The organism is Allobosea sp. Root483D1, from assembly GCF_001429505.1.
Lineage (GTDB): Bacteria > Pseudomonadota > Alphaproteobacteria > Rhizobiales > Beijerinckiaceae > Allobosea.
The window spans coordinates 146,776-169,893 of the sequence record NZ_LMJW01000020.1; the positions used below are offsets into that span (position 1 = coordinate 146,776).

At 67.0% G+C, this 23,118-nt stretch carries 24 protein-coding genes; 15 read left to right on the forward strand and 9 right to left on the reverse strand.

Annotated elements, in window-relative coordinates:
- Positions 1-54 precede the first annotated feature (54 nt).
- From ASE66_RS19325 to ASE66_RS19360, 8 genes are all read left to right on the forward strand, one after another.
- On the forward strand, positions 55-1,080 hold the full coding sequence (locus tag ASE66_RS19325; RefSeq protein ID WP_057191346.1) for a LacI family DNA-binding transcriptional regulator: 1,026 nt from the start codon (positions 55-57) through the stop codon (positions 1,078-1,080).
- On the forward strand, positions 1,077-2,027 hold the full coding sequence (locus ASE66_RS19330) for a nucleoside hydrolase (RefSeq protein ID WP_057191347.1): 951 nt from the start codon (positions 1,077-1,079) through the stop codon (positions 2,025-2,027). Before ASE66_RS19325 ends, ASE66_RS19330 begins: the two co-directional genes overlap by 4 nt.
- Entirely contained in the window at positions 2,024-2,968 is a 945-nt protein-coding gene (locus ASE66_RS19335; protein WP_057191348.1) for a nucleoside hydrolase, read from the forward strand. The genes ASE66_RS19330 and ASE66_RS19335 overlap by 4 nt, the downstream gene beginning before the upstream one ends.
- Before the next feature lie 60 nt (positions 2,969-3,028).
- On the forward strand, positions 3,029-4,294 hold the full coding sequence (locus ASE66_RS19340; RefSeq protein WP_057191349.1) for an ABC transporter substrate-binding protein: 1,266 nt from the start codon (positions 3,029-3,031) through the stop codon (positions 4,292-4,294).
- 6 nt (positions 4,295-4,300) lie between these two features.
- The gene (locus ASE66_RS19345) at positions 4,301-5,263 is read left to right on the forward strand and encodes a carbohydrate ABC transporter permease (protein WP_200964620.1); all 963 of its coding nucleotides are present in this window, start codon (positions 4,301-4,303) and stop codon (positions 5,261-5,263) included.
- A complete protein-coding gene (locus tag ASE66_RS19350; RefSeq protein WP_057191350.1) occupies positions 5,260-6,108 on the forward strand; it encodes a carbohydrate ABC transporter permease in 849 nt (282 codons plus the stop codon). Before ASE66_RS19345 ends, ASE66_RS19350 begins: the two co-directional genes overlap by 4 nt.
- 273 nt (positions 6,109-6,381) lie before the next feature.
- Positions 6,382-8,232: an ABC transporter ATP-binding protein gene (locus ASE66_RS19355; RefSeq protein ID WP_156412245.1), complete on the forward strand. Its 1,851-nt coding sequence runs from the start codon at positions 6,382-6,384 to the stop codon at positions 8,230-8,232.
- A 186-nt stretch (positions 8,233-8,418) separates the two neighbouring features.
- Complete coding sequence (locus ASE66_RS19360) at positions 8,419-9,753, forward strand: 8-oxoguanine deaminase (protein ID WP_057191351.1); 1,335 nt, start codon at positions 8,419-8,421, stop codon at positions 9,751-9,753.
- Positions 9,754-9,876: 123 nt separating this feature from the next.
- Here ASE66_RS19360 and ASE66_RS19365 read toward each other — a convergent pair whose 3' ends face one another.
- From ASE66_RS19365 to ASE66_RS19380, 4 genes are all read right to left on the reverse strand, one after another.
- Positions 9,877-10,632 carry a pyrimidine 5'-nucleotidase gene (locus ASE66_RS19365; RefSeq protein WP_082613582.1) on the reverse strand — a complete coding sequence of 252 codons (756 nt, stop codon included), beginning with the start codon at positions 10,630-10,632 and terminating at the stop codon, positions 9,877-9,879.
- A 192-nt stretch (positions 10,633-10,824) separates the two neighbouring features.
- Positions 10,825-11,721, reverse strand: a complete 897-nt coding sequence (gene argB, locus ASE66_RS19370; protein ID WP_057191352.1) for an acetylglutamate kinase — start codon at positions 11,719-11,721, stop codon at positions 10,825-10,827.
- Positions 11,722-11,807: 86 nt separating this feature from the next.
- On the reverse strand, positions 11,808-12,179 hold the full coding sequence (locus ASE66_RS19375) for a DUF423 domain-containing protein (protein ID WP_082613583.1): 372 nt from the start codon (positions 12,177-12,179) through the stop codon (positions 11,808-11,810).
- A gap of 112 nt (positions 12,180-12,291) precedes the next feature.
- Positions 12,292-13,317, reverse strand: a complete 1,026-nt coding sequence (locus ASE66_RS19380; protein ID WP_057191353.1) for a YihY/virulence factor BrkB family protein — start codon at positions 13,315-13,317, stop codon at positions 12,292-12,294.
- A gap of 208 nt (positions 13,318-13,525) precedes the next feature.
- Between ASE66_RS19380 and ASE66_RS19385 the strand changes: the two genes are divergently transcribed.
- Positions 13,526-14,236 (forward strand): outer membrane protein, encoded by a 711-nt coding sequence (locus tag ASE66_RS19385; RefSeq protein ID WP_057191354.1) that lies wholly within the window; start codon positions 13,526-13,528, stop codon positions 14,234-14,236.
- 176 nt (positions 14,237-14,412) lie between these two features.
- Here the strand turns inward: ASE66_RS19385 and ASE66_RS19390 are convergent, their stop codons facing one another.
- Complete coding sequence (locus ASE66_RS19390) at positions 14,413-15,234, reverse strand: AraC family transcriptional regulator (RefSeq protein ID WP_057191355.1); 822 nt, start codon at positions 15,232-15,234, stop codon at positions 14,413-14,415.
- Positions 15,235-15,298: 64 nt separating this feature from the next.
- Between ASE66_RS19390 and ASE66_RS19395 the strand changes: the two genes are divergently transcribed.
- Positions 15,299-16,474, forward strand: a complete 1,176-nt coding sequence (locus ASE66_RS19395; protein WP_057191356.1) for an amidohydrolase — start codon at positions 15,299-15,301, stop codon at positions 16,472-16,474.
- Positions 16,471-17,601, forward strand: a complete 1,131-nt coding sequence (locus ASE66_RS19400) for an aminotransferase class I/II-fold pyridoxal phosphate-dependent enzyme (RefSeq protein WP_082613585.1) — start codon at positions 16,471-16,473, stop codon at positions 17,599-17,601. The genes ASE66_RS19395 and ASE66_RS19400 overlap by 4 nt, the downstream gene beginning before the upstream one ends.
- Before the next feature lie 2 nt (positions 17,602-17,603).
- On the opposite strand, the gene ASE66_RS19405 is transcribed toward ASE66_RS19400, so the two are convergent.
- Genes ASE66_RS19405 through ASE66_RS19415 form a run of 3 tightly spaced genes read right to left on the reverse strand, consistent with a single transcriptional unit; the run spans position 17,604 to position 19,067 of the window.
- Positions 17,604-17,906: a DUF6958 family protein gene (locus ASE66_RS19405; protein ID WP_057191358.1), complete on the reverse strand. Its 303-nt coding sequence runs from the start codon at positions 17,904-17,906 to the stop codon at positions 17,604-17,606.
- Positions 17,899-18,435 (reverse strand): GFA family protein, encoded by a 537-nt coding sequence (locus ASE66_RS19410; protein ID WP_057191359.1) that lies wholly within the window; start codon positions 18,433-18,435, stop codon positions 17,899-17,901. The genes ASE66_RS19405 and ASE66_RS19410 overlap by 8 nt, the downstream gene beginning before the upstream one ends.
- Positions 18,432-19,067 (reverse strand): TetR/AcrR family transcriptional regulator, encoded by a 636-nt coding sequence (locus ASE66_RS19415; protein WP_057191360.1) that lies wholly within the window; start codon positions 19,065-19,067, stop codon positions 18,432-18,434. The genes ASE66_RS19410 and ASE66_RS19415 overlap by 4 nt, the downstream gene beginning before the upstream one ends.
- Before the next feature lie 99 nt (positions 19,068-19,166).
- Between ASE66_RS19415 and ASE66_RS19420 the strand changes: the two genes are divergently transcribed.
- Positions 19,167-19,757 carry an ArsR/SmtB family transcription factor gene (locus ASE66_RS19420; RefSeq protein WP_057191361.1) on the forward strand — a complete coding sequence of 197 codons (591 nt, stop codon included), beginning with the start codon at positions 19,167-19,169 and terminating at the stop codon, positions 19,755-19,757.
- Positions 19,758-19,771: 14 nt separating this feature from the next.
- The gene (locus ASE66_RS19425; protein WP_057191362.1) at positions 19,772-20,569 is read left to right on the forward strand and encodes an SRPBCC family protein; all 798 of its coding nucleotides are present in this window, start codon (positions 19,772-19,774) and stop codon (positions 20,567-20,569) included.
- 9 nt (positions 20,570-20,578) lie between these two features.
- On the opposite strand, the gene ASE66_RS19430 is transcribed toward ASE66_RS19425, so the two are convergent.
- On the reverse strand, positions 20,579-21,448 hold the full coding sequence (locus ASE66_RS19430) for a LysR substrate-binding domain-containing protein (RefSeq protein WP_057191363.1): 870 nt from the start codon (positions 21,446-21,448) through the stop codon (positions 20,579-20,581).
- A gap of 131 nt (positions 21,449-21,579) precedes the next feature.
- On the opposite strand from ASE66_RS19430, the gene ASE66_RS19435 reads away from it, so the two are divergent.
- Positions 21,580-22,284 carry an SDR family oxidoreductase gene (locus ASE66_RS19435; protein WP_057191364.1) on the forward strand — a complete coding sequence of 235 codons (705 nt, stop codon included), beginning with the start codon at positions 21,580-21,582 and terminating at the stop codon, positions 22,282-22,284.
- Positions 22,285-22,331: 47 nt separating this feature from the next.
- Positions 22,332-23,114: a trans-aconitate 2-methyltransferase gene (gene tam, locus ASE66_RS19440; RefSeq protein ID WP_057191365.1), complete on the forward strand. Its 783-nt coding sequence runs from the start codon at positions 22,332-22,334 to the stop codon at positions 23,112-23,114.
- The last annotated feature ends 4 nt before the right edge of the window (positions 23,115-23,118 follow it).

Consider the following 23,118-nt stretch of genomic DNA (forward strand, 5'->3'; position numbering starts at 1 on the left):
GGTGAAATTCGCACCGCGCCGCCGCGCCGCCCCCGCCGGTCGCGGGGGCGCCTGATGGTGACGATCAAGGACGTTGCCCGTGCGGCCGGGGTCTCAGTGACCACGGTGTCCCATGCGGTCAACCGCACGCGCCATGTGAATCCGGGTACGATCGAGAAGGTGCAGGCGACGATCGAGCAGCTCGGCTACCAGCCGAGCGGCGTCGCGCGGGCGCTGCAGAGCAACCGCACCCACACCGTCGGCATGATCGTCACCAGCTCGACCAACCCGTTCTTCGCCGAGGTCATCCGCGGCGTCGAGACCGGCTGCTTCGATCGCGGCTACAGCCTGATGCTGTGCAATTCCGGCGACGTCGCGCAGAAACTCACCGCTTATCTGCGCACGCTGATGATGAAGCGGATCGACGCGCTCTTGGTGATGACCAGCAACGCCAGCTCCGATTTCTTCCGCCATATCGAGCAGATCAAGACGGTGCCGATCATCGCGCTCGACACGACGATCCCGCGCGTCGACTGCCTGATCAACGACGATTCGCTGCTGGGCGGGCGGCTCGCCGGAGCGCATCTGGCGGCGAAAGGCTTCCGCCGCATCGGCTGCGTTACAGGCCCGGCCGATCACCCACGCAGCACGGAGCGCCTCGCCGGTTTCACCGCCGCGCTGGCGGAGGCGGGCGCGCCGCTCGATCCGGCCCTGATGATCGAATCCGACCTCACCGTCGGCGGCGGCCATGCGGCGATGGTCGAGCTTTTCGCCCGCCGCGGCACGAAACGGCCGGATGCGATCTTCTGTTTCAACGACCTCGTCGCCATCGGCGCGATGTGCGCGGCGCAGCAGCGCGGCCTGCGCGTGCCGGAGGACCTCGCGGTCATCGGCTATGACGACATCGACATCGCCGCCTTCACCTCGCCGCCGCTGACCACCATCCGCCAGCCGGCCTACGATATCGGCGTCAAGGCGGCCGAGCTTCTGGTCGGCCTGCTCGATCACGGTCATCCCTTGCCGCGCACGCTGGCGCTGGAGCCGACGCTGGTCGAGCGCCTCTCGGTGACGCCTGCAACAAGCCTTGGAAGGTCCGCATGACCCGCTACATCATCGATTGCGATCCCGGGCATGACGATGCGATGGCGATCCTCTACGCCGCCGCGCATCTCGACGTCGTCGGGCTGACGACCGTCGCCGGCAACTCCTCGCTGGAAAACTCGACCCGCAACGCGGTGGCGATCTGTACGCTGGCGGGCCTCAACCTGCCCGTCGTGCCGGGGCTCGACCGCGCCCTGATCGAGCCGCCGCTCGATGGCGCCTATGTCCATGGCGCGACCGGCATCGACGGCGCGGAGCTGCCGGCGCCGGGTTATGACCCGCTGAACCGGCACGCCGTCGACTTCATCATCGAGACGGCGAAGGCTGCGCCGGGCGAGCTCAGCCTGATCGCGATAGGCCCATTGAGCAATGTCGCCATGGCGCTGCGGCTGGAGCCGCGGCTGGCCGGTTGGCTGAAGTCGATTGCGATCATGGGCGGCTCGATCACCAGCGGCAACCGCACGCCCTATGCCGAGTTCAACATCGTCTGCGATCCGGAGGCTGCGGCGATCACCTTCGCTGCCGGCGTGCCGCTCAGCATGGTCGGGCTCAACGTCACCCGCCAGGCCGGCATCGCCGAGCGCCATATCACCAGGCTGCGCCAGGGCGGTGGGCGGGTCTCCTCGGTGATGGCCGATCTGCTCGCCTTCTACCTCGCCAAGATGCAGGAGCGTTACGGCACGCCGACCGCGGCGATGCACGATCCCTGCGCCGTGGTCCCGCTGGTCAAGCCGGGCCTCATCACCTTCCAGGCGCTGCCCGTCCATATCGAGCTCGGCGACGGCCCGCTGCGCGGCATGACCGCCTGCGACTCCCGGCCGATGCGGCGGGACCACGACCAGCCCGGCGCCAGCCGGCCGGCGAACTGCGACGTCGCCGTCGCCGTGGACGGCGAGGCCTGCGTCGATGCCGTCATCGACACCATCCTCGGATACGACCGCTCATGATCCCGCTGCTCATCGATTGCGATCCTGGCCATGACGATTCGATGGCCATCCTCTATGCGGCCCGGCACTTCGAGCTGCGCGGCCTGACCACGGTGTTCGGCAACTCGATCGTCGAGAACACCACGCGCAATGCCTTGAAGATCTGCGAGCTCGCCAAGCTCGACATCCCCGTCGCCGGCGGCATGGGCGCGCCCCTGGTCGGCAGCTTCGCGCCCTCGATGATCCATGGCGCCAGCGGCCTCGACGGCGCGGACCTGCCCGAGCCGAAGCGCCTGCCGGTCGACATGCATGCGGTGACGATGATCATCGAGCAGGCGAAGAAGGCCGAAGGAGAGCTCGTGCTCGCCGCCATCGGCCCGCTGACCAATGTCGCCGTGGCGCTGCGGACCGAGCCGCGGCTGGCGCGCTGGCTGAAATGCATCACCATCATGGGCGGCAGCCTCGATATCGGCAACGCCTCGCCTTACGCCGAGGCGAACATCCTGAAGGATCCGGAAGCGGCGGCGGCCGTCTTCTCCTGCGATGCCGAGATCCATCTCGCCGGCCTCAACTTCACCCGCCAGGCGATCCTCGACCGCAGCCATGCCGAACTGCTGCGGCAGGCGGGCGGGGCGGTTCCTGAGACCGTCGCAGGCATGCTCGACTTCTATCTCGGCCGCAACGAGGCCCGGTACGGCAAGCCGATCTCGCCGATGCACGACCCCAGCGCCCTCGTTCCCTTCGTCCGTCCGGATCTGGTCGAGCATCGCGCCTTCCACATCCAAGTCGAGCTGGCGAGCCCGCTGCTGCGCGGCATGACCGTGGCGGACCAGCGCAATGTGACGCGCCGCCCGGACGAGCCGGAGCCGCCGCGCGCCAACGTCAAGGCCGGCATCCGCATGGATGGCCCGGCCGCGACCCGGCATGTGATCGAGACGATCGCGAGCTATGGGCGCGGTTGAGCGCGCCCGACTGCGACTGGCCTGCTGCCTGCAACGAACAAGACTGATCAGGAGGATTGGATGACGACGCGCCGCACCGTTCTGAAGGGCATGACCGCCGCCGGCGGGATGCTCGCCGCGCCGCAGTTGCTGCGCGCCCAGGCCAAGACCGAGCTCAACGTGATCTGGGTCGGCTGGCCGGAGAGCCACATCACGCCGATGGCCGAGATGTTCATGAAGAACAATCCGACGATCGGCCTGAAGCTCGAGCGCATCCCTTTCAACGAGCTTTTCCCGGCACTCGAGGTGCGCCTGCAGGCGCGCTCGCCACTGCCCGACATCTTCTTGGCCGATGGCCCGTTGACCGCCTCCTATTCGATCCGCAAGCACCTTGCCGAGCTCGACGGCATCCTCGGCAACGACCTTGGCCGCTACACCAAGGCGGCGCTGGCGCAGGGCACCTACAAGGGCAAGCTGATGACGCTGCCCTATATCAGCAGCGGCATGGTGCTGTTCCTCAACCGTAAGCATTTCGCCGACGCCGGCGTCACCCTGCCCGAGGCCGACGTCGCCAAGCGCTGGACCTGGGAACAGACGCTCGAGGCCGCAAAGAAGCTGACCGACCCCGCCAAGAATCAGTGGGGCCTCGTTTTCGAGATGGCCGACCGGCCCTATCAGGCGCTGACCCTGCCGCAGTCGAAGGGCGCGCAGGTGCTGAGTGAGGACGGCTTGACCGCGACCGGCTATGTCGACTCGCAGCCCTTCATCGACGCGATGCAGTTCTACGCCGACCTTTTCAACAAGCATAAGGTGACGCCGACCGGCGTGTTCGATACCAATCTCGCGCTCGAAATGTTCGCGACCGGACGGGCCGCGATGTACTTGGCGACCACGCCCAGCCTCGCCTCGATCTCGGCGCGCAAGGATCTCGACTGGGCCGTGGCGCCGCAGCCCTATTTCGAGGGCGGCAAGGCGGTGACGCCGACCGGCAGCTGGCATATCGGCATGAACCCGCGCACCAAGCAGCGCGCCGCCGCCGAGACCTTCATCAAGGCCTTCGCCCAGCCCGAATATGTCGAGGCGCAGGCGCGACTGCGGCCGAACCCGCCGGTGCTGAAATCGGTCTGGGATTCGATGGGCGCCGAGCTCGCCACGCCCGGCTGGCGCATCGTGCGCTCCGAGATGGAGAACACCGCCGTGCCGCGGCCGGCGACCCCGGGCTGGCTCGAATACGAGGACATCCTGCGCGGCGCCTTCCGCGAGATCCAGGGCGGCGCCAATGTCGAGCAGCGGCTGAAGAAGGCGGCGCGCGACATCGACCGCGAATTCACCAAGTATCGCGGCTGACCGGTGATGACCGCCTTGTCCGACCGGGCCTCGGCCCCTGTCGCCGTCCCGGATGCGCCGCGCGTTGCGCGGCGCATCGCCGGCCGCTCATCCGACCCGATGCAGCCACGAACCTTGGTGTTGCTCGCCTTCCTGCTGCCGGCGCTGGCCTTCCTCATCCTGTTCCGGCTGACGCCGATCGTGATCGCCATCGGCGGCAGCCTGTTCACCCAGAATCTTGCCGGCGAGACCTCCTTCGGCGGCCTGATCAACTATGCCCAGCTCTTTGCCGACGAGCGCTTCTGGAACTCGCTCAAGGTCACGCTGATCTTCAACCTGATCATCAATCCGCTGCAGATCCTGATCGCCTTCGGCTACGCGCTCCTGGTGATGGCACCGGGCAAGGGCGTCACCTTCTTCCGCGCCGCCTTCTTCCTGCCGATGACGCTCTCCACCGGCCTCACCGCCGTGCTGTGGAACATCATGCTGGATTCCAACCTCGGACCGGTGAACGCCATTCTCGAGGGCCTCGGCATCGGCCGCCAGCCCTTCTTCCTCTCGGAGCATCAGGCGCTCGGCACGATGATCGCCATCGCGACCTGGAAGGGCTGCGGCTACTGGATGATCTTCCTGCTTGCCGGGCTCTACCGCATTCCGGGCGAGCTTTACGAGGCCGCGCGCATCGATGGCGCCAGCCGCTGGCACCAGCTCGTCCACATCACCCTGCCGCAGATGCGCCGACCGCTCGCCTTCGTCTTCGTGGCGGATACCGCGATCAACTTCCTGTTCTTCGCGCCGGTCTACATCATCACCAAGGGCGGGCCGAACGGCGCGACCGACCTCTTGATGTTCCGCGCCTATGAGAACGCCTTCACCTTCATCAACTGGGGGCGCTCGCTGGCGCTGTCGACGATCATCCTCGTGATCATCGGCGTGATCGCTGCGATCGAGCTCAGGCTGTTCCGCGACAAGGAAGGAGCCGACGCATGAGCGTCGATCGCCGCTCCACCGTGCTGGTCTTCGGGGCCGCACGCTATGTCACGATGTCGCTGATCGCGCTCGTGCTGCTCCTGCCCCTGCTCTGGCTCGCAGTCTCCTCGCTGCGGCCACCGGCCGACATCTTCGCCCATGGCAGCCGCCTCGGCTGGGGCATGGTGATCCCGGAGCGGCTGACGCTGGAGAACTACACCTCGCTCATCGGCACCGGCTTTCCGCGCGCCGTCGGCAATTCGCTCTTTGTTGCGCTGACCACCATGGTGGTCGGCGTCATCATCAATGCCGCCGCGGGCTTTGCCTTCGCGGTCTTCGACTTCCGCTTCAAGAACGTGATCTTCGTCTTCGTTCTCGCCGCGGCGATGATGCCGTTCGAGGCGATCGTCATCCCGCTCTACATCCTCGTGCAGAGTCTGGGCTTGATCGACACCTATGCCGCGCTGATCCTGCCGGACCTCGCCAATGGCTTCGTCATCTTCATGTTCCGCCAGTTCTTCGCCGGGCTGCCGCGCGAGCTCTACGAGGCGGCGCGGGTCGACGGCGCCTCCTGGGGGCATATCTGGCTGAAGATCGCGCTGCCGATCTCCTGGCCGGTGGTGCTGACCGGCGGCATCATGCTGTTCATGCACCAGTTCGAGGCGTTCTTCTGGCCACTTGTCGCGGCGCCCTCGCCGGAGCACACGCTCGTACAGGTGGCGATCGCGCGCAATATCAGCCTGGAGGGTACGGAGTGGGGGCGATTGTTCTCCTCGACCACGCTCGCAGGCCTCGTCGCGCTCGTGCCATTCCTGCTCTTCCAGAAGTTCTACATCCGCAACTTCGTCACCAGCGGGCTGAAATAGCGGCCCCAGCCCGGTGACGAGGGCACGACATCAGCGTCGCAACGCAGGCGCGAGCCCGGCCCCGGCCGGCTCGCGTTTCGTGCGCTCCTGCTCCCGGATGAGGCGAAAGCAAGGGGGACGCTAAATCTTTTATCACGTCGGCTACTGACATCGGCGGCGCGCTGGTTATTCTGATGCCGCTTTCAACCGGCTCATCGGTGGTTGTCTGGGCGAGGGGCCCGCGCAACCTCGGTGATCGATCGCTAAAATAGACCCTGGCATGAAGGACCTGGCATGACGTCTCCGATCCTCTCGGTCTCGAACCTGACGACCTCGTTCCGGGTCGAAGGGCTCTGGAAGCCGGTCGTGCGCAACATCTCCTTCGAGATCAAGCCGCAAGAGACGCTGGCGGTCGTCGGCGAATCCGGCTCCGGCAAGAGCGTGACGGCGCTGTCGATCATGCGCCTGACCCCGCCGAGCTCGAGCAAGATCGAGGGCTCGATCAAGCTCAACGGCAAGGAGCTCCTGACCCTGCCGGATGCGCAGATGCGCCAGATCCGCGGCAACGAGATCGCAATGATCTTCCAGGAGCCGATGACCTCGCTCAACCCGGTGCTGACCATCGGTTTCCAGATCGCCGAGGCGCTGATCCTGCATCGGAACATGTCGCGCAGCGAGGCGGAGGCCGAGACGGTGCGTCTGCTCGAGAAGGTCAAGATTCCGGCGGCGAAGTCGCGCTTCCACGAATACCCGCACCGCTTCTCCGGCGGCATGCGCCAGCGCGTGATGATCGCGATGGCACTGGCCTGCAAGCCCAAGCTCCTGATCGCCGACGAGCCGACCACCGCGCTCGACGTTACGATCCAGGCGCAGATCCTCGAGCTGATCAAGTCGCTGCAGGAGGAGGAGGGCATGTCCGTCCTCTTCATCACCCACGACATGGGCGTCGTCGCCGAGATCGCCGACCGCACCGTCGTCATGTACAATGGCGACGAGATCGAGACCGGCGCGACCGAGGACATCTTCGCCAATCCGCAGAAGCCCTACACCAAGTCGCTGCTCTCGGCCGTGCCGCGGCTGGGCTCGATGGATGGTCGCAGGCGGCCGATGCGCTTCCCGGTGGTCGACCGTCTGACGGGCCAGTCGGACGTTCCCGTCGAGGTGCCCGATACGGTCCAGGCAGCGGAACGCCCGGTGCTCGAGGTCTCGGGCCTGACCACGCGCTTCGAGATCCGCTCGGGGCTGCTCTCCTCGGTCAAGGGCCGGGTGCACGCGGTCGAGAACGTCTCCTTCAGCCTCAAGGCGGGCGAGACTTTGGCGCTGGTCGGCGAATCCGGCTGTGGCAAGTCGACGACCGGCCGCTCGGTGCTGCGCCTGGTCGAGCCGCTCTCGGGCTCGGTGCTGCTCGACGGCGTCGACGTGCTCAAGCTCGGCCAGACCGAGCTGCGTGAGCAGCGCAAGCGCATGCAGATGATCTTCCAGGATCCGTTCGCGTCGCTCAATCCGCGCATGAACATCGGCGCGGCGGTGGCCGAGCCGCTGCTGATCAACAATCTCGCCACCCGCTCCGAAGCGCGCGACAAGGTTGCGGACCTCCTGAAGCGGGTCGGGCTGTTGCCCGACATGGCGAGCCGCTTCCCACACGAATTCTCGGGCGGCCAGCGCCAGCGCATCTGCATTGCGCGCGCGCTCGCGGTCGAGCCGCGCCTGATCGTGGCGGACGAAGCGGTCTCGGCGCTCGACGTCTCGGTCAAGGCGCAGGTGGTCAACCTGATGCTCGACCTGCAGGCGAGGATGGGGCTGGGCTATCTCTTCATCTCGCACGACATGGCGGTGGTCGAGCGCGTCAGCCACCGCGTCGCGGTGATGTATCTCGGCGAGATCGTCGAGATCGGGCCGCGCGAGGCGATCTTCGGCAACCCGCAGCACCCCTATACCAAGCGGCTGCTGGCGGCGGTGCCGATCGCCGATCCAGCCCGGCGCCTGACGAAGCGTCCGGTCTCGAACGACGAGATCAAGAGCCCGATCCGTCCGGCCGACTATGTCCCGCCGGTGCGCCAGTATCGCGAGGTCTCGCCCGGCCACGCCGTGATGATCTGGGGCGAGGAATGGGAAGCCAAGCCGGTGATCGCCAAGGTGGCGTGAGCCGCTCCAGTCCGGACCGCACCGGTCAGCTTGCATCCAGGCCGACCGGTGACGCGCATGGCAGGGCGGCGAGGCGCTCCTCCGTCTGATTAGTCCCTTTGATCAACGGGCCTCCAGCTGCGCAGGCTGGCATGCGGAACGATCTCAGCCTATGCCAAGTGCTGAGAATCGTTGCTAGAACCAGTCATGCGCATCTGGATCAGGAATCCGCTCGCCATCCTCGCCGAGAATGCCGGCGGCGGGGTCGTGATCGAGAACGGATTGATCGTCGAACTCGTAGCGGGCGGCGGCTATCCGACGCTGCCGGTGACCGAGAGCTTCGACGCGTCCGGCCATGTCGTGCTGCCGGGGCTGATCAACACCCATCACCATTTCTACCAGACGCTGACCCGCGCCCACCCGGCGGCGATCGACCGCGAGCTCTTCCCCTGGCTGAAAGCGCTCTACCCGCTCTGGGCGCGGCTGCGGCCGGAGGATTTGCGGTTGGCGGTGCGTGCCGCGCTGGTCGAGCTCATGCTCTCCGGCTGCACCACGGCGGCCGACCATCACTATCTCTACCCAGCCGGGCTGGAGAACGCCGTCGACATCGCGGTGGAGGAGGCGACGGCGCTCGGCATCCGCGTCACCATCTCGCGCGGCTCGATGAACCTGTCGCAGAAGGATGGCGGCCTGCCGCCCGACGAGGTCGTGCAGGACGAGGACACGATCCTCGCCGATTGCGAGCGGGTGCTTGGCCTGTTCCATGACCCGAAGCCCGGCAGCATGGTGCAGATCGCGCTCGCGCCGTGCTCGCCCTTCTCGGTGACGACCTCGCTGATGGCCGCCTCGGCCGAGCTGGCGACGCGCTTCGATGCGCCGCTGCACACGCATCTGGCTGAAACGCAGGACGAGGACGCCTATTGCCAGGAGATCTACGGCAAGCGCCCGCTCGACCTCCTGGAGGAGGCCGGCTGGATGCGGCCGAAGACCTGGCTGGCGCATGGCATCCATTTCTCCTGCGAGGAATGCGAGCGGCTCGGCAAGGCCGGCGTCGGCGTCTGCCATTGCCCGACCTCGAACGGCGTGCTCGCCTCCGGCTTCTGCAAGACGCGCGAGCTCGAGGCGGCGGGTGCGCCAGTCGGCCTTGGCGTCGACGGCTCCGCCTCCAATGACGGCTCGAACCTGATGGAGGAGTTGCGCCATGCGCTCCTGGTCAACCGGCTGCACTACAAGAGTGCGAGCGCGGTGACGGCGCGCGACACGATCCGCTGGGCGACGGAGGGTTCGGCACGCTGCCTCGGGCGCTCCGATATCGGCAGGATCGCGCCTGGGATGCAGGCCGATCTCGCGCTCTACAGGCTCGACGAATTGCGCTTCTCCGGCGCGCATGACCCGATTGCGGCGCTCGTGCTGTGCGGGGCCCATCGCGCCGACCGCGTCATGATCGGCGGGCGCTGGCGGGTGATCGATGGCGAGATTCCCGGGCTCGATCTGGCATCCCTGCGCCGCGCCCATGGCTTAGCGGCGAAGCGCTACGCCTGAACTCCCCGCAAGCGTCATCCCGGACAAGCGGCGCAGCCGCGCCGATCCGGGATCCATTCCGGAGCCTTTCCGAAAGAGGTTCCGGAATGGGTCCCGGGTCTCCCTCCGGTCGCCCGGGACGACCTATTTGGAAACCGGCAGAGGGGTGAGTCCTGATTTCATCAGCGGCTTGAGGAACCCCGTCAGGTCGTCGGTGACGAAATGGACGTGGCCGGCCTCGACCACGGCCTGCTCCGAGGCGTCGCGGAAGGGGTCGGGCGTACGCGGCACGATCAACACCGTCTTCATGCCGAGCGCGCTCGGCACGATCAGGTTCTTGTCGATGTCCTCGAACATCGCCGCGCGGGCGGGATCGACCGCGTGCTTGGCCAGGAAGTTCTCGTAGGTCGCGCGCTCGGGCTTGGGCAGGAAGCCGGCCTCGACGATGTCGAAGATGTCCTCGAAGTGGTGGAGGATGCCGAGCTTGCCGGCGACGTTCTCGGCATGGCCGCGCGAGCCATTGGTCAGGATCAGCTTGCGGCCGGGCAGGGCGGCGATCGCCGCGCCCAGATCGGGATTGGGATCGAGCATCGACAGGTCGATGTCGTGGGCGAAGGCGAGGAAATCGTCGGGATCGATGCCGTGCTCCGACATCAGCCCGTTCAGCGTCGTGCCGTAGCGCTCGTAATAGTAGCGGCGCAGCTCGTGCGAGGAGAGCCCGTCGAGACCAAAGAGCTCGAGCAGGTACAGGCTGATCCGCTCATTGACCTGCGGCCAGACCTGCGCCTCATGCGAATAGAGCGTGTTGTCGAGGTCGAAGATCCAGTGGTCGACATGGCCGAACGCCGCCTGCTCCGGCAGGAGCGGGATGGCGGTGGTGATGGCTGCATTCTGGTTCATTGGGTCATGTCATGTGGGGCGCACCATCATGACATGCAAGATGCTTGCAAAGTGGTTGCGACGACGAAGTACCCCGTCATGCTCGGGCTTGACCCGAGCACCTCATGCCGGAAGAGGCCCCATCAACGTCCTCTCGTCACGAGATTCCCGGGTCTTTGCTGCGCTCCGCCCGAGAATGACGGCAGTGGCTTCTCACTTCCGGATAATCGTGCCCGAGCCGGTATCGGTGAAGAGCTCGATCAGCGCCGCATGCGGGACCTTGCCGTCGAGGATGACGACGGCCTCGACGCCTTTTTCCAGCGCGTAGATGCAGGTCTCGATCTTCGGGATCATGCCGCCGGAGATGGTGCCGTCGGCGATCAGGCGCCGGCACTGCTCGATGGTGAGCTCCGGGATCAGGTTCTTGTCCTTGTCGAGCACGCCCGGCACGTCGGTCAGCAGCAGCAGGCGCTTGGCGCCGAGCGCGCCGGCGATCGCGCCGGCGAAGGTGTCGGCGTTGACGTTGTAGGTCTGGCCGTCGGCGGCGGCGCAGACCGGCGCCAGCACCGGAATCAGCTCCTCCTTCAGGATCGCCTTGAGCACGGTGGTGTCGACCGTCTCGGGCTCGCCGACGAAACCGAGGTCGAGCACCTGCTCGATCTTCGAATCGGGATCGACGATGGTGCGCGTCGCCTTCCTGGCGAGGACCATGTTGCCGTCCTTGCCGCAGAGCCCGATCGCCTTGCCGCCTTCGCGCGAGATGTAGCCGACGATCTCCTTGTTGACCGAGCCGGCCAGGACCATCTCGACCACGTCCACGGTCGCAGCGTCGGTGACGCGCAGGCCCTGCTTGAACTCGGACTTGATGCCGAGCTTCTCCAGCATGCGGGCGATCTGCGGGCCGCCGCCATGGCAGACCACCGGCTTCAGCCCGGATTGCTCGAGCAGCACCACGTCCTCGGCGAAATCCTCGGCGGTGGCGGCGTCACCCATGGCGTTGCCGCCATATTTGATCACGATCACCTCCTGGTCGTAGCGCTGCATGTGCGGCAGCGCCTGGACGAGCAGCTCGGCGGCTTGCGAGGGCGTGAGATTATGAGGGGTATTCATCGGCAGGCTCCGAAGGCGCAGGAGGCAGCCGCGCCGCGCCGCGTTCTAACTGAAGATAACAGGCTGCGAAAGCGCGCCGATGCCGGTCAGGCGCGCTTGGAGAACAAGGCAGCGATGACGAGCCCGAGCCAGCCGCCGAGCATCATGAAGCCGCCGGCGGGAGCCGCGCCGAGGAAGAGCCGTTCGCCATGGAAGCCGCGCATGGAGAGATCGGCGGAAAAGAGCGCGACCCCGAGGATCATCAGCGAGATCGCGAGCCGCGCTGGCCAGTCCGCCAGCAGTTCGGCGCGCCGCGCGGCGCAGGCGGCGATCACTGTGGGAGCGTGGAAGAGCAACATCTGCCCGGCGATCTGGACGTTGTCGGAGGCCCCGGAATGTGTCGCGGCCGCGAGCAGCGTCACGCCGGCGAGCCCCATCAGCATGGCGATGGACAAGTGGATGCGGGTCGCAGTGATCATGACGGGTCCGTGTCATTGGCGCAGAGAGGGGCGGGGCGTACGGGTGAACAGACGCTGCAGCTGCTTGCAAGGTCAAGCGAGAGCGGCTGTGGCATCGTGCTCCAGCTACGCTTCAGTCTCGGTGGGGCGCATTGCGGCTGAGTTGCGTCACCGGCGCCGGCGCCGAGCCATACCGGCTCTGATGCTCGAGCTCGGCGTTGAGCTCGGCGCCGGCGAGAACGATGATCGCGGAGAGCCAGAGCCAGGTCATGAACACGACGATGGTGGCGAGCGAACCATAGGTCGCGGTGTAGCGGCCGAGCGTGCTGACATAGAAGGAGAAGCCGATCGAGGCCGCGACCCAAAGCAGCGCCGCGGCGACGGCACCGGGCAGCACCCAGGCGAAACGCGGCGGCTTGCGGTCCGGCCCGATCCAATAGAGGCAGCCGATCGCGGTGATGCCGACAAGGAAGAAGGCAGGCCAGCGCAGCCAGCGGATCACGACCTCGATCTCGTGGCCGAAGGGGAAGAGCGCGGTGACCACCGGCAGGCTGGCGATCAGGGACAGCGCCAGGATCAGCACGAAAAGCGCGCTCAGCGTCGTCCCGAGCGAGACCAGGTTGAGGCGGATGAAGCCGCGTTGTTCGCGCACGCCATAGATGATGTTGAGCGCGTCGAAGATCGCCTTCATTGCGGCATTGGCGCTCCAGATCGCGACGAGGAACCCGATCAGGAAGGTCAGCGAGAGATTGGTCGCGTTCTGGCCGGACAGCCGCACCGCCTGCTCGCGGATGAGCTCGCGCGCCGCTTCGGGCAAGACGGTGGTGACGTTGTCGAGCTGGCCGACGATCGTCGCCGGGTCGGTCAGCATTCCGTAGACCGTCACCAGCAAGGAAAGGGCCGGCACCAGCGACAGCAGCGTGAAGAAGGCGACGGCGCCGGCGAGCGACAAGACGCGCGCTTCCTGGATACGGGTGCTGAAGCGCAGCAGCACGTCCTTCCAGCCGCGCCAGGGCAAGGCGATCGGGCTTGCGGCACCTTGTCCGCGCCGGGCCTGGCGCAGGGGTTCGCCGACCCGGCGCGAGACCAGGCCATGGACATAACCGGCGGCCACAGCCGCGAGCCCGGCAGCGCCCGTCAGTCGCTTGAAATAGGCCATGCGCGCTCCGGTGCAGGGGCGGTCGATCCTAGACCGCTCCGTCGCGGTGGCAACGTTGCGGCAGGCGTTTTCGTTCCGGGAGACGGACGGAGGCGGGCCGCTTAGAGGTTCGTTAACCTTAACATTTTCATAATGCCGCTCCTGACGCCATCGCGGCGCCGGCCGGATCATCCACCCGGCCGCAGCCATTGTTCGAGCCGAGCATGTGATGAAGACCCTTCTGAAAGCCACTATCGCAGCCGTCGCCCTCTTGAGCGGCGGCGCCTCCCTGGCGGCTGACTTCTCCAGAAAGGGCCTTCTGCCGCCAGCACCGGACCTGCCGACATTCTATAACTGGAGCGGCATCTATGTCGGTGGCCAGGCCGGCTACTCCTGGGGCTCCGACAGGGCGAGCGAATTCGCCAGCGCCGGCCGGGCTCCGCTCGGCCGCTCCTTCGACTACAGCCCGTCCTCGTTCATCGGCGGCGCCCGCCTCGGCTTCAACTACCAGCTCGGCGTGGTCGTGCTCGGCGTCGAGGGCGACATCGAGGGCGTGAATGCGCATGCCGGGCAAGGCGATGCAGGCGGCGTCGTCCGCGTGCGGCAGGACTGGCAGGGCTCGGTACGTGCGCGCCTCGGCTACAGCCTCGACCGCATCCTGGTCTACGCCACCGCCGGCGCGGCCTTCACCAAGCTCGAATATTCCTATGTGACGCCGCTTGCGGGCCTGAGCGAGACGATCAGTGCCTCGAAGACCGGTTGGACGGTTGGCGGCGGCGTCGACTACGCCTTGACCGACAATCTCATCCTCGGCCTCGACTACCGCTACACGGACTACGGCAAGTTCGATCATGTCGGCTTAAGCGCCTATCTCGGCCGCACGGTCGAGCACGAGCCGTCGGCGCATGCGGTGCGCGCCAGCCTCGCTTACAAGTTCTGAGAGCCGGTTCGGACAATATCCAAGCCCTCATCCTGAGGAGGCCGCGTAAGCGGCCGTCTCGAAGGATGCTTCAGCTGGCTCCGGAGCCTCTCCGACCATCCTTCGAGACGCGCCTGCGGCGCTCCTCAGGATGAGGGCTGTGGGTGCATCGCGGGCTCCGAAAGATTTCGCGCGTTCTATCCCGCCTTGCGGAACATGCCGGGCGTGATGCCGTGCACGGCGCGGAAGCTGCGCGAGAGATGGCTCTGGTCGGAAAAGCCGGCGGCGAAGGCGGCGTCCGCCAGGCTGGAGCCCTCCTGGATCAGCCGGTTGGCGCGGCGCAGGCGGCGGTCGCGGATGAAGATGGCAGGCGTCGAGCCGGTGAGTTTCTTGAAGTCGCGGATGACCTGGAAGCGAGTGACGCCGGCGGCCGTGGCGAGGCACTGCAGATCGATCTCGCCAGCGAGCCCATCCTCGATCACCAGCTCGTAGCGTGAGAACCGGCGCTGCGAGCCGGAGCGGAGCAGCTCGGCCGGCCGATCATTGTCGCCATGTCGCAGGATCAGCCGGCGCAGCGCGGTCAGCAGGGAGGCCTCCGCGCGGGTCGCTTCCGACGAGGTCGATTCCACATGCGCTGCGGTAAGCAATCGGGCCAGTTCGGGATCGTCGAGCAAGGCCTGGGGGAAGAGCGGCACATGCGGCTGCCCGAGTTCGGCTGCGATGTCCGACAGCAGCCTCACCGAGGGATAGAAGGTCCGGTAGGCCCAGCCCTGTTCGGCGCCCGCCTGCCCATCATGCCACTCCTCCGGATTGACGACGAGCACCGAGCCGGCCGGAGCCAGCACCTCCTGGCGGCCGACGCGCACGCGCTCGCAGCCTTCGGTGATCAGCGCGATGACGTAGCCGTCATGGGTGTGGCGGTCATAGCGATGCTCGCGAAAGCGCGCCTTGAGCAGGCCGAGCTCACGGAAGGCGGCGTGGCGCCAGAATTCCTGGGTCTCCTGTCGCGGCTCGCTCATGGTCAATCTGGTTCAAGACGCTGCCCGGCCCGCTCTCCTAATCCTTGCGGGACAGGAGAGAACCATGTTGCACAATGACCCGATCGCCGCGCTGACACCAGAGGTCGTCGCCTGGCGCCATCACATCCACGCCAATCCCGAGCTCGGCTTCCAGGAGGTGGAGACCGCCCGCTTCGTCGCCGAGAAGCTGCGCTCCTTCGGCCTTGAGGTGCAGGAGGGCATCGGCGGCACCGGCGTCGTCGGCACGCTGCGTTCAGGCTCGGGCAAGCGCGCCATCGGCCTGCGCGCCGAGCTCGACGCGCTGCCCGTCATCGAGCGCACTGGCTTGCCTTACGCCTCGAAGAGGGAGGGCGTGATGCATGCCTGCGGCCATGACGGCCACAGCGCCATGCTGCTCGGGGCCGCCAGGCTCCTCAGCCAGAACCCGGATTTCGACGGCACCGTCCATTTCATCTTCCAGCCGGCCGAGGAGAACGAGGGTGGCAGCATGAAGATGATCGAGGCCGGACTGTTCGAGCGCTTCCCGGTCGAAGCGGTCTATGCCGTGCACAACTGGCCGGGCGTGCCCTTCGGCACGATCGCAGCCCGCGCCGGGGCGCAGATGGCGGCGGTCGACAATTTCGAGCTGCGCTTCTCTGGGCTCGGCGCCCATGTCGCCATGCCGCATCTCGGCGACGATCCGATCCTCGCCGCCGGCGCCTTCATCCAGAGCGTGCAGCGCATCGTCGCGCGCGCCGTCGATCCGCAGACGCCGATCGTCGTCAGCCTAACGCAGGTCCATGGCGGCAATGTCGGCAATATCGTGCCGAAGGAGGTCTGGCTGCAGGGCACCTGCCGCTTCTTCGATCCGGCGCTGTCCGATCTTTGCGAGAGGCTCATCGGCGAGATCGCGCAGGGTGTCGCCGCCTCGCATGGCGTCACCGCCGCGCTCGACTACAAGCGCGGCTATCCGCCGGTGATCAACACGGTGGAGGCGGCGGCGCTGGCGGCGCGGGCTGCGGCTGCGGCAGTCGGGTTGCAGAATGTCATGGCCGAGTTCAAGCCGAGCCTCGGCTGCGAGGATTTCGCCTTCATGATCCGCGCCGCGGGTGGCTGCTATGCCTGGATCGGCGCCGGCGAGGTCGGTCCCGGCGAAGGGCTGCACGGCGACCGTTATGTCTTTAACGATGCGATCGTCCCGCATGTGCTGCGCTACTGGCAGAATCTCGTTGCAGGCGCGCTGCCGAAGGCCGTGCCATGAACGCGCATGTCCCCCCTCGCCGGATGATCGACCGTCGCTGCGGCGGGCGCATCCTGCTCGACGGCGTCGACACGATCATGCTCGGCGCCAACGACTATCTCGGCCTTTCGACCGACGAGCGCGTGCTCGCTGCGACCAACGAGGCGATGCGGCTCTATGGCACCGGGACCGGTATCTATCCGGTCTTCGTGACGACACCGCTGCACGAGGCGCTGGCCGAGAACCTCGCTTCCTTCCTCGGCGTCGAGGCGGTGGCGCTGTTTTCCTCCGGCGGCAGCGCCAATGGCGGCGTGCTGACCACGCTGGTCGGCGCCGGCGACGCCATCATCTCGGACCGGCTGAACCATGCCAGCATCATCGATGGCTGCCGCCTGAGCCGTGCCGATGTCGAGACCTATGAGAACCGCAATGTCGCGGGTCTGCGCCGGGCGCTGGAAGGTACGAGGCAGGCCAAGCGGCGTCTCATCGTCACCGACGGCATCTTCAGCATGGAGGGCGGTGCGGCGCCGCTCGCCGAGATCCAGGCGCTGGCGCGCGAGTTCGACGCGCTGCTGATGATCGACGAAGCGCATGCGACCGGTGTGGTTGGGCCGGGCGGCGCTGGAACCGCCCCGCTCTGCGGCCTCACCAGTGGCGCGCCCGACATTCTGCTGACCGGCTCGCTGTCGAAGGCGCTGGGCGGCGCCAGCGGCGGCTTCGTTGCCGGTCCGCGCGTTCTGATCGAGCGGCTCAAGGCGCAATCGCGCAGCTGGATCTTCACCATGGGGATGACGACGGCGAATGCCGCGACGGCGCTGACGGCGCTGAAAATCTGTCGCGACGACCCCGGCCCGCGCGAACGGCTCTGGCGTAATGTCGCTCACCTGCGCGAGGCGCTGCGCTTCTACGCGCTCGCCTGCCATGACAGCGACAGCGCCATCACCGCGGTCAAGGTCGGTAGCGAGGAGCGTGCGCGCGCCATGACCACCCGCCTGGTCCGGGCCGGCGTCTTTGCCCTGGCGATCTCGTTCCCGATTGTGGCGCAGGGCGAGGCGCGGTTGCGGCTGCAGGTCAGCGCCGCCCATGAGACCGCCGAGCTCGACGAGGCGGTGGCCGTGCTGGCGACGGCGTTCGCGGAGACGGGTTGAGGTCAGGCCGTCGCGAGCCGGTAGAGATGCACCGGCTTGCGCGGCGCGCGCTTGATCACGCCTTTCGCCTCGAGGTCGAGCTGGACGGCCTTCAGCCACCAGCCGGCCGTGCTGCCCTGCGGGAAGAGATTATCCGGCAGCAAGGGCAGCAGCGCCTCTTTCGCATCGGGTACGGTTAGCCCGGGCGCCTCGTCCGGCAGGATGGCGAGCAGTGCCTGGCGCATTGCCAGATACTTGCCGCGGTCGACCCGCTCGGACTTGCCGGGCTTGTTGACATTCTCGATCTCAATCTTGTCGTCAGGCATCGACCGTCCCCGCTGTTGTGATCTTCGGATTGCGGAAGCCCATGGCGATCCAGGCGCCCAGCAGCTTCAGGTAGAATGAGACCGTGTGGGTCTTGAGATTGGGGATGTCGGCCGGCAGGGCGGATGCATCGGGCAGGTCGCCGGTCATGGTGCGCAGCGTCGCTTTCGGCCGGGCGTTCTCCAGCCAGAGATGCGAATAGAGGCTGAGCCAGTGCGCGCCCTTCATCTCCAGGAAGACGGGGGTGTTGCAGCAGGTCGCAACCACGCGGCGCGAGCCTGCATCGGGAGCCAGCCGGAACTCGCGCAGGGTTTCCGCGCCGGAGACGAACCGGATCCGGTCCTTGCGATATTCGGCGCTTGGCGTCGCGCCATAAGAGGTCAGGACGGGTCTGGCGTTGGGCAGCCTGGCTAGCCGCGCCGCAGCGGCTCGGCAGCTGTCGCATAGGCATTCGGAGACGAGGATCGGAGGCCCCTCGACTTCGAGCCGTGTATGCCCGCAGGCGCAGCCGATCGTCATGCGTTGGCTCATGCTGCCAAATCCTCCGCGACGTGGAAAAGGTGCCGGATGTACCGGTCGAGATGATCGAGGCTCTCGCGCGCGAGGTCCGGGTCGTTGCCGGCCTTGGCCAGGACGAAGCCGCCCTGGAGAACGGCCTGGGTGTGCCGCGCCAGGCTCTCGGCGGTCCAGTCGGCTGTGATGCCGCGGTCCTGGCGGGCCTGCTCGATGTCGGCTTCCAGCGTCGCGGCATGACCGAAGATGCTGCGGCCGCAGGCGTCGCGGATGTCGGGTGCACTCGCATGGACTTCCTGCGCCATCGTCCCGACGAGGCAGGTGAACTCGAAGAGATCGCCGGCGATGATCGCCTTGCGGAAGGCGACATAGGCGAGGACGCGATCGAGTGCGTCGGCCGGCTCATGATAGGGGGCGGCTGCGAAGAAGGGGGTGACTTCTTTTGTCCAGAACTCGGCCGCGGCGACGCCGAGCGCCTCCTTGCTGGCGAAATGATGGAAGAACGCGCCCTTGGTGACATCAGCGGCGCGGCAGAGATCGTCGACGCTGGTGGCAGCGAAGCCCTTGGCGCGGATGACGTCGCGCGCCGCTTCGAGGAGGCGGGTGCGGGCGCTTCCACGTTCGGGGGACAGTTTGGTTGGCCGTGGCATGACATATACATACCAGTCAGTTGGTATGTTGCAAGCGACTTTTCTCAATCATCGCCGTAATCCATTGACAAATAAATTTGTCAATGCGAGCTTGAGGCCATGCTCGACCTCGATGTCATCGACGATCCCGCTCGCGCCGCCGTGGCGCTCGACCCGGTCAAGCGCCGGATCCTGGCTGAATTGTCGGAGCCGGCCTCGGCCGCTTCGCTGGCCGGGCGGGTCGGGCTGACCCGGCAGAAGGTCAACTACCACCTGCGCGCGCTCGAGGAGCACCAACTCGTCGCGCCGGCGGGCGAGCGGCGATGGGGCGGGCTGACGGAGCGACTGGTGGTGGCGAGCGCGGCGTCCTTCGTCATCTCGCCGGCGGCGCTGGGCTCGCTCGGCGCCGATCCGGAACGCAAACCCGACCGGCTCTCGGCGAGCTATCTGATCGCGCTGGCAGCCCGGATCGTGCGCGAGGTCGGGGCGCTCTGGAATGAGGCGCGGCGACAGGAGAAGCGGCTCGCAACCCTCTCGCTCGACAGTGTCATTCGCTTCCGCTCGCCGACCGAGCGTGCGGCCTTCACCCGCGAGCTCACCGAAACCGTGGCGGCGCTCACCGCCCGCTATCACGACGACAGCGCGCCGGGCGGGCGCTCGCACCGCCTCGTGGTCGCCGCCTATCCGGCGCCCGAACCGGCCAATGCCTGAAAGGATACTGGACCATGCCGATCAAGAAGGACGGAACCGGCAAGCGCTGGGTCGAGATGGAGGTGCTGGTTCCCGGCACGCCCGAGCAGGTCTGGCAGGCGATGGCGACCGGGCCGGGCAATACCGCCTGGTTCACCCGCACCACGATCGAGGAGCGGGTCGGCGGCAAGCTCAGCTTCAATTTCGGGCCGGAGATGAGCTCGGGCGGCGAGATCAACCTCTGGGAGCCGCCGCATCGCTTCGGTTACACCGAGTACGAATGGGGGGAGAAGGCCCCGCCCGTTGCGACCGAGATCACCATCACCAGCCGCTCCGGCGATCAGTGCCTGGTCAGGATGGTGCATTCGCTTTTCGCCGCCAGCGATGACTGGGACGACCAGATCGAGGGCTTCGAGGGCGGCTGGCCCGGCTTCTTCGCGGTGCTGCGGCTCTATCTCAGCCATTTCGCCGGCCAGAAGGGCGCTTCCTTCCAGGCGATGCGGGTGACGGGAGGCGAGCATCTCGCCGTCTGGACGCAATTGACCGAGAGGCTCGGCCTCGCGGGCGCGAATGTCGGCGAGCGGCGCGAGCTGCCGGCTACGCCACAAGCCTTCTCCGGCACGGTCGAGCAGGCCGAGCAGGGCCGGAAGCAGCGCTACATCCTCTTGCGTTCAGAGAATGGCGTCGCGCTGATCGGCAGCTACCAGATGGGCGACAAGGTCAATGTCAGCGCTTGCCTGTTCTTCTATGGCGAGGATGCCGACAGGCGCGCCGCCGAGAGCGAGCCGGCATGGCAGGCCTGGCTCAAGGACAGCTTCGTCGCTGTCGGTTGATCGTTCGGCTCAGCAGCGCTGGGCGAGCAGCCACGCCTTGACCAGCGCTGCCTGCTCGGGATGGCGCGGTCTGCGGGCGCAGACGACGTAGAAGTCGAGGCCGCCGCGCATGCTGGCCGGCGTGCCCAGCGCGAGGCGGCCGGCGGCAAGGTCGGGCTCGATCAGGAAGCGGCTGGCGAGCGCGATGCCCTGGCCGGCAATCGCAGCGTCGATCGCCAGTGCCGTCTGGTTGAAGCGCGTGCTGCGGATCGTCAGCGGCATGGGCCGCCCGAGCGCACGCTCGAAGAACTCCGGCCAGAGGTCGTGCCCGTCGCGTAGCAAGGGCAGGCGCGCCAGCTCCTCTTCGTCGGGACGCATGGCGGGACGGCAGACCGCGACGATCTCGTGCTCGAACAACAGGTCTGCGGTCAGACCTGGACCGAAAGGCGGACGCCCCTGGCGGATGGCGATGTCGACGCCATCCGATTGGAAGTTCGCCAGCGCATCGCTGGCGAGGATGTTCAACTCCAGCTGCGGATGGGCGGCGGTGAAATCAGGCAGCCGAGGCACCAGCCATTTTGCGGCGATGCTCGGCGTGGCGCTGATCGTCAGCCGCAAGGGCTGCGGGCGAAGATTGTCGGTCGCCTCGACCAATAGAGAGAAGGCGCGGGCGACATGGGTCGCATAGCTGCGCCCGGCGCCTGTGAGCGCCAGCAGGCGCGGCTGGCGCTCGAACAGCTTCAGGCCGAGGTCGCTCTCCAGCCCGCGGACATGCTGCGCGACCGCACCCTGCGTCACGCCGAGCTCATCGGCGGCGGCGCGGAAGTTGAGGTGCCGCGCTGCCGCCTCGAAGGCGCGTAGCGCATTGAGCGACGGCAGGCGTTGCTGCGTCTCGATCATGCAGTAGTTTTTCTATCGATATGATGTTGACCAACTGACTGGCGAGCTTACGCGGCTAATGCGAGAAAGACCATAATGAGTACCGCCGCTCGCAGCGCTCATATGTCCTTCGCAGAATGATGGAGCTTCCTATGGCAGGAGAAAAAGTCGCGATCGTTACCGCCGGCGGTAGCGGCATGGGCGCAGCGGCGGCGAAGCGGCTGGCGCAGGACGGCTTCAAGGTCGCGATCCTGTCTTCTTCCGGCAAGGGCGAGGCGCTGGCCAAGGAGCTCGGCGGCTTCGGCGTCACCGGCTCGAACCAGTCGAACGACGATCTCAAGCGCCTGGTCGATGAGACGATGGCGCGCTTCGGCCGCATCGACGTGCTGGTCAACAGCGCCGGTCACGGCCCGCGCGCTCCGATCACCGAGATCACCGACGAGCAATGGCATACCGGGCTCGACGTCTACCTGATGAACGTGATCCGGCCGACCCGGCTGGTCGCGCCCGTGATGGCGGCGCAGACATCAGGCGCGATCATCAACATCTCGACCGCCTGGGCCTTCGAGCCGGCGGCCAATTTCCCGACCTCGGCGGTGTTCCGCGCCGGGCTCGCCGCCTACACCAAGCTCTTCGCCGACCAGTATGCGGCGCAGAATGTGCGGATGAACAATGTCCTGCCCGGCTGGATCGACTCGCTGCCGCAGACCGAGGAGCGCCGCGATGGCGTGCCGATGCAGCGCTACGGCACCAGCGAGGAGATCGCCGCGACGATCGCCTTCCTCGCCTCGGAGGGCGCCGGCTACATTACTGGCCAGAACCTGCGCGTCGATGGCGGCTTGATGCGCTCGCTCTAGGAGCGTAGCCATCGCGCCGCACGGTTTTGACGAACGGAGCAGGCGCGATGACGGGCAAGGTCGACTGGGATGCGAACCAGTATCTGCGCTTCGAGGACGAGCGGACGCGCCCGCCGCTCGACCTGATCCAGCGCGTGCGCCTCACCGACCCGCAACGCTGCATCGATCTCGGCTGCGGGCCGGGCAACAGCACCGAGCTGGTCGCCGCCCGCTTTCCGAATGCCGCCGTCGAGGGCCTCGATTCCTCGTCGGACATGCTCGACAAGGCCCGCAAGCGCCTGCCGCAGCTCTCCTTCACCCTGGCCGATCTCGGGGATTGGACGGCGGATGGGCGCTACGACCTGATCTTTGCCAATGCGGCGCTGCAATGGATTCCCGATCATCCCGCCTTGTTCGCGCGGTTGGCGCGGTCACTCGCGCCGGGTGGTACGCTCGCGGTGCAGATGCCCAACAACCTCAGCGAACCCTCGCATGTCGCCATGGACGAGGCCGCCACTGAAGGGCCGTGGGTGGCTCGCCTCGCCAATGCCCGGGCATCGAAGGCTGCGATCGGTTCGTTCTCGGATTATCGGCGCTGGCTGATGGAGGCCGGCTGCCAGGTCGACATCTGGCAGACGACCTATGTCCACGCGCTTGCGGGCCATGATGCGATCGTCGAGTGGTTCAAGAGCACGGGCCTCAAGCCTTATATCGATCCGCTGCCGGCCGAGGAGCGCGACGCCTTCCTCGCCCGCTACCGTGAGAAGATCGCGGCAGCCTATCCGGTCGAGCCGGACGGCAAGGTCCTGTTGCGCTTCCCGCGTCTGTTCATCCTGGCGACCCGGGCATAAGCCT

Coding starts and splice junctions, on each gene's coding strand:
- ASE66_RS19325 (WP_057191346.1), top strand. CDS start 55: ATGGTGACGATCAAGGACGTTGCCCGTGCGGCCGGGGTCTCAGTGACC.
- ASE66_RS19330 (WP_057191347.1), top strand. CDS start 1,077: ATGACCCGCTACATCATCGATTGCGATCCCGGGCATGACGATGCGATG.
- ASE66_RS19335 (WP_057191348.1), top strand. CDS start 2,024: ATGATCCCGCTGCTCATCGATTGCGATCCTGGCCATGACGATTCGATG.
- ASE66_RS19340 (WP_057191349.1), top strand. CDS start 3,029: ATGACGACGCGCCGCACCGTTCTGAAGGGCATGACCGCCGCCGGCGGG.
- ASE66_RS19345 (WP_200964620.1), top strand. CDS start 4,301: ATGACCGCCTTGTCCGACCGGGCCTCGGCCCCTGTCGCCGTCCCGGAT.
- ASE66_RS19350 (WP_057191350.1), top strand. CDS start 5,260: ATGAGCGTCGATCGCCGCTCCACCGTGCTGGTCTTCGGGGCCGCACGC.
- ASE66_RS19355 (WP_156412245.1), top strand. CDS start 6,382: ATGACGTCTCCGATCCTCTCGGTCTCGAACCTGACGACCTCGTTCCGG.
- ASE66_RS19360 (WP_057191351.1), top strand. CDS start 8,419: ATGCGCATCTGGATCAGGAATCCGCTCGCCATCCTCGCCGAGAATGCC.
- ASE66_RS19365 (WP_082613582.1), bottom strand. CDS start 10,632: ATGAACCAGAATGCAGCCATCACCACCGCCATCCCGCTCCTGCCGGAG.
- argB (WP_057191352.1), bottom strand. CDS start 11,721: ATGAATACCCCTCATAATCTCACGCCCTCGCAAGCCGCCGAGCTGCTC.
- ASE66_RS19375 (WP_082613583.1), bottom strand. CDS start 12,179: ATGATCACTGCGACCCGCATCCACTTGTCCATCGCCATGCTGATGGGG.
- ASE66_RS19380 (WP_057191353.1), bottom strand. CDS start 13,317: ATGGCCTATTTCAAGCGACTGACGGGCGCTGCCGGGCTCGCGGCTGTG.
- ASE66_RS19385 (WP_057191354.1), top strand. CDS start 13,526: ATGAAGACCCTTCTGAAAGCCACTATCGCAGCCGTCGCCCTCTTGAGC.
- ASE66_RS19390 (WP_057191355.1), bottom strand. CDS start 15,234: ATGAGCGAGCCGCGACAGGAGACCCAGGAATTCTGGCGCCACGCCGCC.
- ASE66_RS19395 (WP_057191356.1), top strand. CDS start 15,299: ATGTTGCACAATGACCCGATCGCCGCGCTGACACCAGAGGTCGTCGCC.
- ASE66_RS19400 (WP_082613585.1), top strand. CDS start 16,471: ATGAACGCGCATGTCCCCCCTCGCCGGATGATCGACCGTCGCTGCGGC.
- ASE66_RS19405 (WP_057191358.1), bottom strand. CDS start 17,906: ATGCCTGACGACAAGATTGAGATCGAGAATGTCAACAAGCCCGGCAAG.
- ASE66_RS19410 (WP_057191359.1), bottom strand. CDS start 18,435: ATGAGCCAACGCATGACGATCGGCTGCGCCTGCGGGCATACACGGCTC.
- ASE66_RS19415 (WP_057191360.1), bottom strand. CDS start 19,067: ATGCCACGGCCAACCAAACTGTCCCCCGAACGTGGAAGCGCCCGCACC.
- ASE66_RS19420 (WP_057191361.1), top strand. CDS start 19,167: ATGCTCGACCTCGATGTCATCGACGATCCCGCTCGCGCCGCCGTGGCG.
- ASE66_RS19425 (WP_057191362.1), top strand. CDS start 19,772: ATGCCGATCAAGAAGGACGGAACCGGCAAGCGCTGGGTCGAGATGGAG.
- ASE66_RS19430 (WP_057191363.1), bottom strand. CDS start 21,448: ATGATCGAGACGCAGCAACGCCTGCCGTCGCTCAATGCGCTACGCGCC.
- ASE66_RS19435 (WP_057191364.1), top strand. CDS start 21,580: ATGGCAGGAGAAAAAGTCGCGATCGTTACCGCCGGCGGTAGCGGCATG.
- tam (WP_057191365.1), top strand. CDS start 22,332: ATGACGGGCAAGGTCGACTGGGATGCGAACCAGTATCTGCGCTTCGAG.